Origin of the sequence: Sporosarcina sp. FSL W7-1349 (genome assembly GCF_038003045.1) — a bacterium.
Classification (GTDB): Bacteria; Bacillota; Bacilli; order Bacillales_A; family Planococcaceae; genus Sporosarcina.
In genome coordinates this window covers 612,899-625,969 of the sequence record NZ_JBBOOK010000001.1, presented here as the reverse complement: position 1 = coordinate 625,969, position 13,071 = coordinate 612,899, and the positions used below count along the sequence as shown (strand labels likewise).

Annotated in this window: 12 protein-coding genes; 1 reads left to right on the top strand and 11 read right to left on the bottom strand. The window is 48.2% G+C overall.

Going from position 1 to position 13,071, the window contains the following annotated elements:
- The first annotated feature begins 294 nt into the window (after positions 1–294).
- Positions 295–531 (top strand): DUF2627 domain-containing protein, encoded by a 237-nt coding sequence (locus MKY41_RS03085; protein WP_340743646.1) that lies wholly within the window; start codon positions 295–297, stop codon positions 529–531.
- 22 nt (positions 532–553) lie between these two features.
- Here MKY41_RS03085 and MKY41_RS03080 read toward each other — a convergent pair whose 3' ends face one another.
- The 11 genes from MKY41_RS03080 to xseA form a co-directional block, all read right to left on the bottom strand.
- Complete coding sequence (locus tag MKY41_RS03080) at positions 554–1,273, bottom strand: glycerophosphodiester phosphodiesterase (protein ID WP_340743645.1); 720 nt, start codon at positions 1,271–1,273, stop codon at positions 554–556.
- Positions 1,266–2,825 (bottom strand): FapA family protein, encoded by a 1,560-nt coding sequence (locus tag MKY41_RS03075; RefSeq protein ID WP_340743644.1) that lies wholly within the window; start codon positions 2,823–2,825, stop codon positions 1,266–1,268. Before MKY41_RS03075 ends, MKY41_RS03080 begins: the two co-directional genes overlap by 8 nt.
- 123 nt (positions 2,826–2,948) lie before the next feature.
- Positions 2,949–3,737, bottom strand: a complete 789-nt coding sequence (gene spo0A / locus MKY41_RS03070) for a sporulation transcription factor Spo0A (protein ID WP_340745619.1) — start codon at positions 3,735–3,737, stop codon at positions 2,949–2,951.
- A 251-nt stretch (positions 3,738–3,988) separates the two neighbouring features.
- The gene (locus tag MKY41_RS03065; protein ID WP_340743643.1) at positions 3,989–4,957 is read right to left on the bottom strand and encodes a SpoIVB peptidase S55 domain-containing protein; all 969 of its coding nucleotides are present in this window, start codon (positions 4,955–4,957) and stop codon (positions 3,989–3,991) included.
- A gap of 106 nt (positions 4,958–5,063) precedes the next feature.
- On the bottom strand, positions 5,064–6,761 hold the full coding sequence (gene recN, locus MKY41_RS03060) for a DNA repair protein RecN (protein WP_340743642.1): 1,698 nt from the start codon (positions 6,759–6,761) through the stop codon (positions 5,064–5,066).
- Between the two features lie 38 nt (positions 6,762–6,799).
- Positions 6,800–7,249, bottom strand: coding sequence for a transcriptional regulator AhrC/ArgR (gene ahrC / locus MKY41_RS03055; protein WP_340743641.1), 450 nt, complete (start codon positions 7,247–7,249; stop codon positions 6,800–6,802).
- A gap of 93 nt (positions 7,250–7,342) precedes the next feature.
- Positions 7,343–8,161 carry a TlyA family RNA methyltransferase gene (locus MKY41_RS03050; RefSeq protein WP_340743640.1) on the bottom strand — a complete coding sequence of 273 codons (819 nt, stop codon included), beginning with the start codon at positions 8,159–8,161 and terminating at the stop codon, positions 7,343–7,345.
- Positions 8,158–10,062, bottom strand: a complete 1,905-nt coding sequence (gene dxs, locus MKY41_RS03045) for a 1-deoxy-D-xylulose-5-phosphate synthase (RefSeq protein WP_340745618.1) — start codon at positions 10,060–10,062, stop codon at positions 8,158–8,160. Before dxs ends, MKY41_RS03050 begins: the two co-directional genes overlap by 4 nt.
- Before the next feature lie 463 nt (positions 10,063–10,525).
- Complete coding sequence (locus MKY41_RS03040) at positions 10,526–11,410, bottom strand: polyprenyl synthetase family protein (RefSeq protein ID WP_340743639.1); 885 nt, start codon at positions 11,408–11,410, stop codon at positions 10,526–10,528.
- Complete coding sequence (locus MKY41_RS03035) at positions 11,403–11,645, bottom strand: exodeoxyribonuclease VII small subunit (RefSeq protein ID WP_340743638.1); 243 nt, start codon at positions 11,643–11,645, stop codon at positions 11,403–11,405. Before MKY41_RS03035 ends, MKY41_RS03040 begins: the two co-directional genes overlap by 8 nt.
- Positions 11,646–13,001: an exodeoxyribonuclease VII large subunit gene (gene xseA / locus MKY41_RS03030; RefSeq protein ID WP_340743637.1), complete on the bottom strand. Its 1,356-nt coding sequence runs from the start codon at positions 12,999–13,001 to the stop codon at positions 11,646–11,648.
- Positions 13,002–13,071 lie beyond the last annotated feature (70 nt).

Sequence of the window (13,071 nt, the reverse complement as noted above, 5' to 3'; positions counted from 1 at the left end):
TAATTGTGTCAATGTTCCAAATCCGTATTACGGCCGGTATCTTACACTCCTCTTTCATCCGTTCTTTGCGGAAAGGAAAGGAAACGTACTTAACACTCGCTAAATAGTAAAGAAAACTACATTAACCTAATCAACGAAGAGGGGGGGAACCTTTAAGGAATAAAGATAAAAGACCTGCAACTAAACTGATTTTAAGTTATAGTGGAAGTAAGTTTAGATAGGAGAAACGCAGAAAGAGTCTTCTGTGACTTGTTTTAGTCCGGCTCTTTCTCTTTTTGGAGGGGTTATTGAGACATGGCGCGCCTAGTGGCTTTTATCGTTCTGCTGATCCCTGGCCTGATTGCAGCCTGGGGCATCAAATTGATGAGGGATACACTGTTCGGCATTTTGTATTCGCCGATTCCGTTCGGATGGTTGCAATTTTTGATCGGTTTCATCATGATGGCTGGAGGAATCGGATTCTTTGCAGGTTTCCTTCTACGTCGGGACCGGAGAACGGGTCGAGTGCAAGAACGTTTTAAACAAAAATGAAAGAACCTGGACGAGCAATCGTCTAGGTTCTTTTTCGGTTTATGAAGCGCTTTGGAAAATCGGTGATCCATCCCCCGATATAGGAAGGCGGCTGGAAGGTCATCGGCTCATTCCCCGTCACACCATAAACGCGGAGCACTTTCCCGGTGGCCATCAATTTTCCAAGATAAGGCTCTTTTAGAAGCCGTTTATGCAGATGGAACCCATCCGCACATTGGTACCGGTCCAACCGATCCCAGTCGACCCCTTTTTTTCGCAGTAAATAAGCTGTCTCCATCTCTGGATCCAGTTGTTTCACCTTTTCCAATACGCCATAGTCAAAGGAAGAAATATGGACATGCTCCAATATGGACAGATCGGAGAGAATACGGCCAATTGAATCGGGGCTTTCCGAAACTGTCTCTTTTAGCTCCACATTGAGGACCAAATTCCGTTGATGGCAAAACGTAACGGTTTCCAGTAACGTTGGAATCGGATGCCCCATTAAGATCCGAAAAAAACGCTTCCCGACCCGGAATGCCTCCACTTCCACACCGGTTACCGAAGACACACTTCTCCGGATCCCGGCTACTCTGGCAAAGTCGGGATCATGGATGACAATGGGAATCCCATCCTCCGTCACTTGGACGTCCAATTCAATTCCGTCGGCTCCGTCCTCGTACGCCCTTTCGAAGGCAGCCATCGTGTTTTCAAACCGCACACTGGATGCTCCGCGATGCGCCAGAATAAGCGGATTAGACATTCAACACCCCGTCAGCCATTTCAAAAACGCCATTTGTTGAAGTATGCAGTGTGGAGGACTTGCTTCCAACCTGGATAATTACGCCCGGAAACGCCTCTTTTGTCACTTCGATCTTCGGTGGAACGGCTTGTTTAATCCTGGCCATCCCCAACTGGATTTCCTGATCCATCTCTAAAATGGCGCTCCGATTCTCTTCCAGCGTCTCTTTCAATTTCACATACGCCTCCAGCTGGACTGCCATACGGCTCCCGGATTCTTGGAATTGGCTGGCGTGCTGCTCCAGCCGCTGCACGAGTTCCCGGCGCTCTTTCAATTCTTTCGCCAAGGACTGGATTTCCTTATAGAGACCTTCTTTATCCGTCCCTCTGGCATGCAGGACTGTCATCCGTTCATGACTGTTTCCAGCGATGGCACACTCGATCAGGTGAAGTGCCTCGATATGCCCGCCGATGATCTTTCCTTTGTTCTTATCAACATGCACACAGTCCGCGACGACGTCCGTGCCGATCAAATACAAACCGATGTGGACGTTTTTACCTAACAGCTTGCAATTATTTGCGTGCTTGATAAAAATATCTCCTTGCGCCTCGAGAACCGTTTCCCCACCGCCAAAGACGCCCCCTTTAATATAAATATCCCCTCCGGAAGATAGCACCTCTTTGGCATTGGTGACCCCTTCATTTCCTTCAACCGAAATATCCCCCGTTGCCGTGACAGAAAAACCCGGTATGATCGTGCCCCGGATAATAACGGTACCATTGAATGAAATAGAGCCCGTTTCCGGACCGACATCTCCGTCGATGACAAGCTGCTTCCCTACCCCGACAATGCCGTTCGTATATTCCAAAGCACCAGAATGGGCGGCCCGCAACACGATGTTATCACCTTCCTGGACTTCATGGACAGACGAGCGGTCATAGACCAATTTAGCGTCGTGTCCTCTTAACGATGGAATGGAATGCCCCAGTACGTCGGTCCCATCAATCCCTTCCTGCGGAGGTATTTTCTCCCCTAGCCACTGCCCTTCTTGGATCGGGGTCACAAAATTCATCTCATAATAATCCGCGGATCCATCATCACGGATGATCGGTCTTTTCTCAGGCATTTCGATATAGCGGATTTGAGCGTCCTTCCCTTTTTCAGGAGGAGTCCCGATAGCTGCGTCAATCGGTTCGCCAGGCTGATAAGGATCCTCCCAATAAGGTCTTCGCCCATGAATAATACCGGCCTCATCGAGCAATTTTTCCGCCTGTTGAATGACTTTCTCTTTCTTTTGATCAAAATCAGCAATCGGAATATTGATCACAAGCTGAGCCTTCATGCGGTCTTGTGTAATCGCCACCTCGATCTCCGGCAGCCAACTACCGACCACATGGACCTCCTCTGGTTCTGTAAGCGCTTTCCGTAATATTGCGAAGGAGTCAATCCTGAAACGCGGGTGTTCGCGTGTAATCGCATCAAATGATTTCAGTGGAAAGCCGTTCTTCTTGGTGCGCATCAAAACTTGTTCTCCCTCAACATCCAATTCGAAATATTCGTTTTCGACTAACAACGACCCTTCCCCCTTCAACCAACTCTTCAATCATAAGTATATACCTTTATATCAGCTGTCGCGAATCTTTTTGATTGAAATGATAAGAAAAGTCCAAAAATTACAAGGAAAATGAGGAGCGGCTTAGCTTGCCATATGCTCCAAACGGATCTTGTCTGCAATCATCGCTATGAACTCACTATTGGTAGGCTTGCTTTTCAAATGATGGACGGTGTAGCCGAACATTTTGGAAATGACTTCATAGTTGCCTCGATTCCAAGCCACTTCGATGGCATGTCGAATCGCCCGTTCCACGCGGGAAGGTGTCGTATTATATTTCTCCGCTATTTCCGGATAGAGTACTTTAGTGACCGAGCCTAGCAAATCGGCATCTGTATATACTTTCTGGATGGCTTCACGCAAAAAAGCATACCCTTTAATATGAGCGGGAACACCAATTTCTTTGATGATGGAAGTAATCGTCGTATCGAGCACTTTTTGGCTGACAGCCCCGTCGCTCTCTATGGTGCTGCTGTTCTGTACAAGCGGCGGTGCCGGCTTCGCTGTGCCAGCCACTTTGAAAATTTGTTGGACAAGCCGGTCGAACTCAAATGGTTTCAACATGAAATAGGAAGCGCCTAACGTAGCCGCATGGGTCATGACGTCTTCCTGTCCGAAAGCGGTCAGCATGATGACATTCGGCATCGTCCCCCGTCCATTCAATGTTTCGAGAACCGCGATGCCATCCAGATGCGGCATGATGATATCTAGCAATAAAACGTCCGGGACGTTTTCTTCCATTTTCGTCAAGCATTCATTTCCGTTATGCGCCATCCAAAGAATTTCAATTTCCGGGTGCTTCTCAAAATACGTGACCATCGTTTTCACAAGTTCTTTATTATCATCAGCAATTGCAATTCTCACTTTTTCCAATCCCATTAGCGGTTCCCTCCTGTTTCGTTTCCCCAATTTCCTGAACTCCGTTACTAGCTCAAGAAAAAATTCGACAACGCCAACATCATTCCTTTTTTCAGGTATAGAAATGAATCTTCTGACCGATAGTTTCTCTATAAATCGACGGATTCCAATGTTTTCTATCACAATTGTCGAATCCTTCCTGTTGTCAGTGTACCACCGATAAAAAAAGGAGCCAACCCCATTTTTTGGGTTGGCTCTCCAAATCGCTATTTTTCCCCGTTTCTCATCGTTTCCAAGAAAAGGCCTGCTCCTTTTTTGGGCTCATCGACGAACATATGGGTGATAGCGCCTGCAAATTTTCCGTTCTGAATAACGGGACTTCCACTCATGCCTTGTAAGATGCCGCCGGTCGCTTCCAATAACTTCGGATCGGTCATGACAAAGTGAAATTGTTCCTTCTCGATTTTAGTAATACGAATGGAAAAGGATTCCACTTCCGTTCCCTTCACAGTCGTATAAATCATGGCCTCACCCAATTTGAGATCACTGGCGTGCATAATCTCTAACGGTTCCGCCAACACTTTTCTAGAAGTGTCTTTCCACGATCCAAAAATTCCGTAAACGCTATTGCGGTTGATCGTCCCTAAAAGTTTTTCATCGTCCACAATCGTAGAGATTTTATAGCCGGGAATGCCAGGCACACTTTTTTTAATTTGCCCAATTTCCGACAGATAAATGGACCCCGTTTTGAATAAAGGCGGCGATTTCAGAGAACTGTCGATAATCTGATGACCGAGAGCGCCGTATGTCATCTTTTCCGGATCAACATACGTCAGAGTCCCTGTCCCTTCCGTACGGTCTTTAAGGAATGGAATGAGACGCTTCATTGCCCCGGTGTCCGCCAAAATTTTGCTCGGTTCTCCGTTACGGAGGACTTGCAATGTAATTTCCTGTTCCCCTTTGATGGAGGAGACGGCTTTCTCGAATTCGTTGAGGACTCCGACCGAATAGTCCTCGACTTGTTCGATCAAATCCCCGGCCTTTAGCCAGTTGTCTTTGTCGATCATCACATCATTTGTAACAAAAACACCTGAGAGATCCATTTTTATGCCGATCGAGTGTCCCATCGGAATCAGGCTGTCATGTTGTGCAAGTGCCGCACTCGAAGAGAATGGCAAAAAAATGAACAGGAAGAACAACGATACGCCGATTTTCAATTGTCTATTCCATCCCATGGTTCACCTCCCGCTGTAAGATACTATTGGTATGTCCGTTCGCGGGAATGTTATGAGAGGATAAAATGAGCAATAGAAGGACGTGCATACATTTTCGGTGCACGTCTCAACGAAAGGATTTTTTTCTTTCTACTGCCATTTTCAACAATTCGTCTGCATGTTGTAAAGTGAGTGGGGTAATCTCCGTGCCGGATAACATGCGTGAGACCTCTTCAATCCTTTGTGAGCGGTCAATATCGTGGATCGCCGTGCTCGTACGCTCATCCTTCACTTCTTTTTTGATCAAGTAATGGTGGTCTGCCATCGCAGCGACCTGCGGCAAATGCGATATACAGAGCACTTGGGAATGGATTGCAATCGTCGCAATCTTTTCCGCGATCGCTTGGGCAACCCTTCCACTGACTCCCGTATCCACCTCGTCAAAAATGATGGAGGTAATCCCTTGGTGTTTGGAAAAGATCGTTTTTAAGGCGAGCATGAGCCGTGAAAGTTCTCCACCCGATGCAACTTTCGCTAAAGGTTTCAGCGGTTCGCCCACATTCGTGGAAATGAGGAATTGCACGTCATCGATCCCGTGTCGATCGAAGTGTCCGACAGGTCTCCTGTTGATCTCCACTTGAAATACCGCTTTTTCCATATGGAGCTGTTTCAACTGTTCCATTACCGCTTGTTCCAAGAGACCGGCCGAATCTTGTCGAATGATGGACAATTCTTCTGCTTCTACTTCCAGGTCCTGGGCCAATTGTCTCAGTTTTTCCTGCCCTTCCGCCATCCGTTCATCCCGGCTGACCAAATTATCGAGTTCTTCTGCAATTTGTTCCCGATACAGAACGATATCCTCGATCGTTTTGCCATATTTCCGTTTCAATGAAGTGAGCAAGGCGAGGCGATCTTCTACAGCTTCCAGACGATTTGGATCGAACTCCATATCGTCCAAGATGTTTTTTAATTCATGTGCAGTATCTTGCAAGGAATAGAAGCTAGTCGCAATTACTTCTGCATGGGATTGCAAATTTTTATCGACGGATGCCGCATCCTCTAAGTCGCTCATTGCGGATCCAAGCCAATCCAAAGCATGCGTATCCCCACTGATCGATTCATAAGCCGTATTCAACCGTTCAAAAAGCCGATTGAAATTCTGCAGCTTCCGCTTTTCTTCTTCCAGTTCCTCTTCCTCTCCGATAACGAGGGAAGCGGCATCGATTTCTTTCAACTGGAACGAATACAGATCAATCCGTTGGGCTACTTGCTGCTCATTTTCATCGGCCATCTCCAGCTTGCGTTTCAGCTTTCGATAACGTTCATAAAGTTCAGTGTAATCTTCGTATGTACGTACGAGTCGTTCTCCCGCAAAATGGTCAAGCAGATGGATATGTCTTTTTTCAAGCATCAGTTCCTGGTTTTCATGTTGGCCATGGATATCAATGAGCTGGGAACCAATTTCTCTTAAATTAGCAATTGTCACCAATTTACCGTTCACTCGGCAAACCGTTTTCCCGTTTGCATTCAAATCCCGGCGTAAAATCACGACGCCATCTTCCGTTTCGATGCCGATATCGTTCATTTTCGCAAGGACCGGATGATCGGGATCGTCGATTGTGAACATCCCTTCCAGTTCAGCCTTTTTGGCACCATGGCGGATGAATTCCTGGGATCCCCGCCCGCCTGCGAGCAATTGGACAGCGTCAATGATGATGGACTTTCCCGCACCCGTTTCCCCTGTTAACACGGTTAATCCATCTTGAAATGTAACTTCCAACTTTTCAATAATAGCAAAGTTTTGAATGGATAGTTCGCTTAACAATTTACGCTCACCTCTTTTGCATTTCCCTGCCGATCAGTTCAAAGCATGGCCAACAGTCTTTCCCTTACCTCAATGGTAAGCGGTTCCTCCCGGCAGATGATCAAACAAGTATCATCCCCGCAAATTGTGCCGAGAATGTCCTCCCAACCGAGTTGGTCAATGAGGGATCCGACCGCATGAGCATTTCCAGGAATCGTTTTCAGAATGATAAAATAACCAGCGCTATCGATACTGACAAAAGCATCTGTCATCATCCGCTGCAATTTTTCCTCTGTGTTAAACCGTTGGGACGTCGGCAAGCTATACTTATACCGTCCATCCTGCAAAGGGACCTTGATGAGATGCATTTCCTTAATATCACGGGAGACGGTCGCTTGGGTGACAGCCACGCCTGACTTTTTCAAGAAATCGACAAGCTGGTCCTGTGTTTCGATTTCGAAATTTGAAATGATATCCCGGATCCGTATATGTCTCTGCCCTTTATTCAATTCCATCACTCCGATACATATTTGTGAAACCATCCGATTGCCATTCCATTCGGGAGGTTGATCGGTTAATGAAAAGCGCACAAAAAATGCGCGCTATTGTAAACTCTTATGTGCTTCTTCAATCAATTCCTTAAATGACTGCTCATCCAACATCGGTTCCACTTCCCGAACCGAACGTAAATGGAAAAGGAACTCAATATTCCCTTCTCCCCCCGTTACGGGCGAGAAGGAGGCGTCTCGCAATTCAAATCCTTCCGTTGCGGAAGCTGTTGCAATTTTGATCAATACATCTAGATGGATGTCCTTCTCCCGGACGACGCCTTTCTTCCCCACTTTCCCTTTACCGGCTTCGAATTGCGGTTTCACAAGAGCGATCACATCCCCGCCCTCCACCAGAATTCGTTTCAAAGCGGGAAAGATGAGTTCCAATGAGATGAAAGAGACATCGATTGTCGCAAATTCAGGCAATCCTTCCGTAAACATATCAGGAGTGGCATGCCGGAAATTGGTTCGTTCCATTACAGTGACCCGGGGATCTTGCCTGATTTTCCAAGCCAATTGGTTATAGCCGACGTCCAATGCGTAGCAATGCTTCGCTCCGTTTTGCAAGGCGCAATCGGTGAATCCTCCTGTAGAAGAGCCGATGTCCAGAACAATTTTATCTTGGACTGTGACATCGAACACTTCTAGAGCCTTTTCCAACTTGAGTCCGCCCCGGCTAACGTATTTGAGAGCGGACCCTTTGACGGTCAACGGGGCATCAACCGGAATTTTCTCCCCGGGTTTGTCCAACCGTGTTTCGGCAGAATAGACAATCCCGGCCATGATGGACCGTTTCGCTTGTTCTCGTGTATCTACGAGCCCGCGGGCGACGAGCAACACGTCGACCCGCTCCTTCTCGATCCGGCTCATCCTAGACGTTCCCTCTTCGTAACTTGGCTATAAACCATCTCTTCCAATTCGTCCGCCAGATGATCGGCGGTCAAGCCAAGTTCCGTCATCAGCTCTTCCACACTGCCATGTTCAATATAACGATCCGGAATCCCCATTCGCCGGATCATGGAAGTGGAATAGTGTTGATCATTCGCATATTCCAAAACGGCGCTTCCGAAACCGCCCGCAAGCACAGCTTCCTCCAACGTGATGAAAGGCATACCGGAACGTAACAGTTCATCAAGCATAGCCGTATCCATCGGTTTGATGAAACGGGCGTTGATCACTTTCACACCGATCCCTTTTGACATCATCTTTTCGGCCGCCTTCAAAGCCATCGGTATAGTCGTTCCGAATGTCAAGACAGCGATGTCCGAACCTTCTCGCAGCACTTCCCAAGAGCCGATCGGAATTGGATGCGGTTCTGCATCCATTGGTACGCCCAGCCCGTTGCCCCGTGGATAACGCAGTGCAATTGGACCCGTATCATAGTCGATGGCCGTTTTCACCATATGCTGGCCTTCGTTTTCATCCTTCGGCATCATAATGACCATATTCGGCAAATGTCTCAAAAAGGCGATATCAAAAACGCCCTGGTGGGTTTCGCCGTCTGCACCAACGAGGCCGGCGCGGTCGATTCCGATGAAGACATTCAAGTTTTGCCTGGATATATCATGGAGCACCTGATCATACGCACGTTGAAGGAAGGTCGAGTAAATCGCAAGGAATGGTTTCATTCCCTGCGTGGCAAGACCTGCCGCCATCGTGGCCGCATGCTGTTCCGCAATACCCACATCAAAGAAGCGATCCGGAAATTCTGCAGCGAACGATTCCAGCTTGGACCCGACCGGCATAGCCGGCGTGATGGCGACGATCCTTCTATCATTCCGCGCCAATGTCCTGACCGTCTCGGCAATCAGCCCACTCCAGGAAGGTGCTGTGGAAACTGATTTAACGAAGGCCCCGGTTTCAATCTTATAAGGGCCTGTCCCATGCCAAGTTCCGATTTTATCGTGTTCAGCTGGCAGATACCCTTTCCCCTTTTTCGTAATTACATGGAGAAGGACCGGTCCTTCTACTTTTTTCGCGTATTGGAAATTTCGCTCCAGCTCCGTGAAATCATGTCCATCGACTGGACCCAAATACGTAAATCCGAGCTCCTCGAAAAAGACCCCTGTTACGAGCAAATATTTCAGGCTATCTTTCACTCGTTCGGCAGCTGCAGCCACTTTGCCTCCGATTGCCGGGATCCGTTTTAAAATATATTCCAGTTCGTCCTTGGCCGTATTATACTTGCCCGCTGTCCGCAGCTTGCCCAGGACGTTGTGAAGAGCGCCCACATTCGGAGCGATCGACATTTCATTGTCATTCAAAACGACAATCATATTCGTCTTTTCATGCCCGATATGATTAAGCGCCTCCAATGCCATACCGCCCGTCAAAGCACCGTCGCCGATGACAGGAATCACATAATTGGATTCCCCTTTAATATCCCTTGCGGCAGCCATGCCCATAGCAGCAGACAGAGAGGTGGAACTATGGCCGGTTTCCCAGACGTCATGTTCGCTTTCCGTCATCTTAGGAAAACCGCAAAGACCTTTATATTGCCTGATCGAATCAAATTGACAAGCCCGTCCCGTCAGGATTTTATGGACATATGACTGGTGGCCGACGTCCCAGATGATTTTGTCGTCCGGGCTATCGAAACAGTGATGCAAAGCGAGCGTCAATTCGACGACCCCCAAGTTCGGACCGATATGGCCTCCAGTCACGGAGCATTTCTCAATGAGGAACTTCCTGATTTCCTCCGCAAGCTCCATCAACTCTTCGCGATTCAGGTTCTTTAAAAAAGATGGACTTGTAATCTCAGTCAGATCCATCATTATCACACACCTTCATAAAATGATTGCGAATCGAACAGCGAAGGGTTCGATTTGCCGTATTTCTGCGCATTTTGCAGAAATTAAGGCACGACTCTCGAACTGCAAAAGGTTCGATTCGCCATATTTCTGCGCCCTTCGCGGAAATTAAGGCACGACTCTCGAACAGCGAAGGGTTCGATTTCCGTATCTCTGCCCACTTTGCAGAAATTAAGGCACACTCAAGTATGCTATTTCTGATTTCCCCTTAATAATCCGTGACATCCGCCTGTCGACAATAACGCCACATCGTGTGCTTCGGAGGCTCCAATCTTTGTTCGGCGGGAGTTTGTAACCTGATGAATAGGGAATGCTTACACATTCTCCCCGCCCCCATGGAGGTGGGAATCTTCAGCTGAACAAAGATGACGATTCGCTTAGTACATTATAACAAGAAGGACGCCCTAAACAACAACTTGTTCGCTCAGCTGTTCCGTTCCACGATATAATCGGCAAACATCCCAAGCATGCTTGAATCATCACCAAGGAAACCAATCGCTTCTTTCGCTGTTTGATGGTGGTATTCCAGACGTTCGATTGCCCCTTCCAACCCAAGGAGGGAAGGATAGGTGGATTTCTGGCTCGACGTATCGCTGCCGGCGGTCTTCCCTAATTGCTCGGTCGTCGAAGTGATGTCCAAAATGTCATCCTTGATTTGGAAAGCGAGCCCGATATTTTTGGCATAGGTCCGTAACTGGGCGGATCCTTTCTCATCCAGATCGCCAAGGATGGCGCCCGCTTCGATACAGAACGATAGAAGAGCACCCGTCTTATTCAAATGGACGGTTTCCAATTCCTCCAAGGATAGCTGCTTGTCCTCGCCTTCCATGTCTAATATTTGGCCGCCGACCATTCCTTCAGCCCCTGATGCGGAGCCAAGTAGCTTCATGATCGCAACCGCCTTTTCCGGCGGCGTGGAGCCGAGTTCGGTCAGACTGCGGAATGCCAACGCTTGCAAAGCATCTCCCGCAAGAACGGCCACCGCTTCTCCGAATACTTTATGGTTCGTCGGCTTGCCCCGCCTGAAATCGTCGTCATCCATACACGGTAGATCATCATGGATTAGGGAATATGTATGGATCATCTCGACCGCACATGCAACCGTCAGTGCATCGTCCGAACGTTTTCCGATATCTTGGAGAGTGGCAAGGACGAGGAGAGGCCGAATCCGCTTCCCTCCGGCATCCACGGAATAAGCCATTGCTTTTTTCAAGTTTTCCGGCATATTTGTCGCCATTATTAGTTCGTGCAACCGCTGATCAATCAATGGCAAGCGGGTTTCAATGAATTGTTGTAATGCTTCATGCATTCGTATCTCCACCTTTCGAAGGGTCGAATTCCGTTTGATTGCCCTCTTTATCAATTATGGAGATGAGTTGTTTTTCAGCGTCCTGTAATTTATTGTGACAATAAGCGGACAGTTCCATCCCTTTTTTATATAAAAGAATCGCATCTTCCAACGGCACATCGCCGGTTTCTAATTTCTGGACGACTTCTTCCAGTTTGTACATGGCCTCTTCAAAGCGGATTGCTTCTTTTTCCATTTATATTTCCTCCCCATTTTGTGCGGTGAGCGATTGGATCTTCGCTTCGACCACGCCATCCTGCAACCGGATCTCAATCTCATCCCCGACTTCCAGCTGTTGGACGGAGTTTGCCACTTTGCCATTTTGGTAGAGAATCGAAAACCCCCGATCCATGACGGCCAGTGGATTCAAAGCTTGCAGCATGCGGATGGCCGATTTGAAACTTTCATCCTTTCCTCTGAGCTGCTGGTAGGCGGCCCGGGTCAGCCTTTCGGTCAACGCATCGACGAGACGGCTGCTTTCTTTGATCTGCTTTTCCGGAGCATAAAACGTCAAAAGAGAGTGAAGTCTTTGCAGTTCGCTTTTTTGCCGAGTCGTCAAATCGGTCCGGCTCCGGTCCAGCCGGCCTTCCAAACCGATCAGCCGTTCCATGAAAGGACGGTACAATCGTTCCGGAAATTGCAAAGGATACGAAGATTGCGCGGATGCCAGACGTTTCCGTTCCACCTGGATCTGATTGGATAGGGAACGATACAACATCCGTTTGCGGTCCAATAGCCGTTCGATCAATTCCTCCCTTGCCGGAACCGCCATTTCAGCGGCCGCTGTCGGCGTAGGCGCTCTGCGATCGGAGACGAAATCCGCGATGGTCGTATCCGTTTCATGTCCGACAGCACTGATGATAGGAATTCGGCAGGAGAAGATGGCTCTTGCAACGGATTCTTCATTAAAAGCCCAAAGATCCTCGATCGAGCCGCCTCCACGGCCGACGATCAGTACATCGATCGAACCGTAGGCCTCTGCCTGCGCAATCGATTGAATGATGGAAGGCGCCGCTTGTGGTCCTTGAACGATCGCTGGAAAAAGAATAATTTCCGCCAAAGGATAACGCCTGCCAATTGTCGTGCAAATGTCTTGTATGGCCGCTCCCGACTGCGCCGTGATGACCCCGACCTTTTGCGGGAACGGCGGCAATGGCTGTTTCCATCGCGAATCGAATAATCCTTCTTTTCCCAAACTCTCTTTCAATTGCTCGAATGCAAGATAGAGAGCTCCAATTCCATCGGGCTGCATCGTCTGAGCGTATAATTGATATTGCCCGCTCGCTTCATAGACGGTGACATCGCCAGTGATGAGCACATTCATGCCGTTTTCCGGCCTGAATTGCAAACCGCTTGCTGCAGACCGGAACATCGCTGCCTGGATTCTGCTCTTTTCATCTTTCAACGTAAAATAGAGGTGACCGCTCGGATGGCTTTTGACGTTCGATAACTCCCCTTTTACATATACATTGCGCAAATGGGGATCGGCGTCGAATTTTCGTTTCACATATTTCGTCAGCGCTTGTACAGATAAATAAGGATTCCCGGCCAACTGCACCGCCTCCTGTTCAATGACGTACAGAAACGCTGTCTTTCCAATGGAAAACAGCGTCCGTCGTGTT

Bases quoted from the DNA above. Each gene is read 5' to 3' on its own strand.
- MKY41_RS03040 (WP_340743639.1), bottom strand. From the start codon at position 11,410: ATGCATGAAGCATTACAACAATTCATTGAAACCCGCTTGCCATTGATT.
- MKY41_RS03035 (WP_340743638.1), bottom strand. From the start codon at position 11,645: ATGGAAAAAGAAGCAATCCGCTTTGAAGAGGCCATGTACAAACTGGAA.
- MKY41_RS03065 (WP_340743643.1), bottom strand. From the start codon at position 4,957: ATGGGATGGAATAGACAATTGAAAATCGGCGTATCGTTGTTCTTCCTG.
- dxs (WP_340745618.1), bottom strand. From the start codon at position 10,062: ATGGATCTGACTGAGATTACAAGTCCATCTTTTTTAAAGAACCTGAAT.
- MKY41_RS03050 (WP_340743640.1), bottom strand. From the start codon at position 8,161: ATGAGCCGGATCGAGAAGGAGCGGGTCGACGTGTTGCTCGTCGCCCGC.
- MKY41_RS03085 (WP_340743646.1), top strand. From the start codon at position 295: ATGGCGCGCCTAGTGGCTTTTATCGTTCTGCTGATCCCTGGCCTGATT.
- MKY41_RS03080 (WP_340743645.1), bottom strand. From the start codon at position 1,273: ATGTCTAATCCGCTTATTCTGGCGCATCGCGGAGCATCCAGTGTGCGG.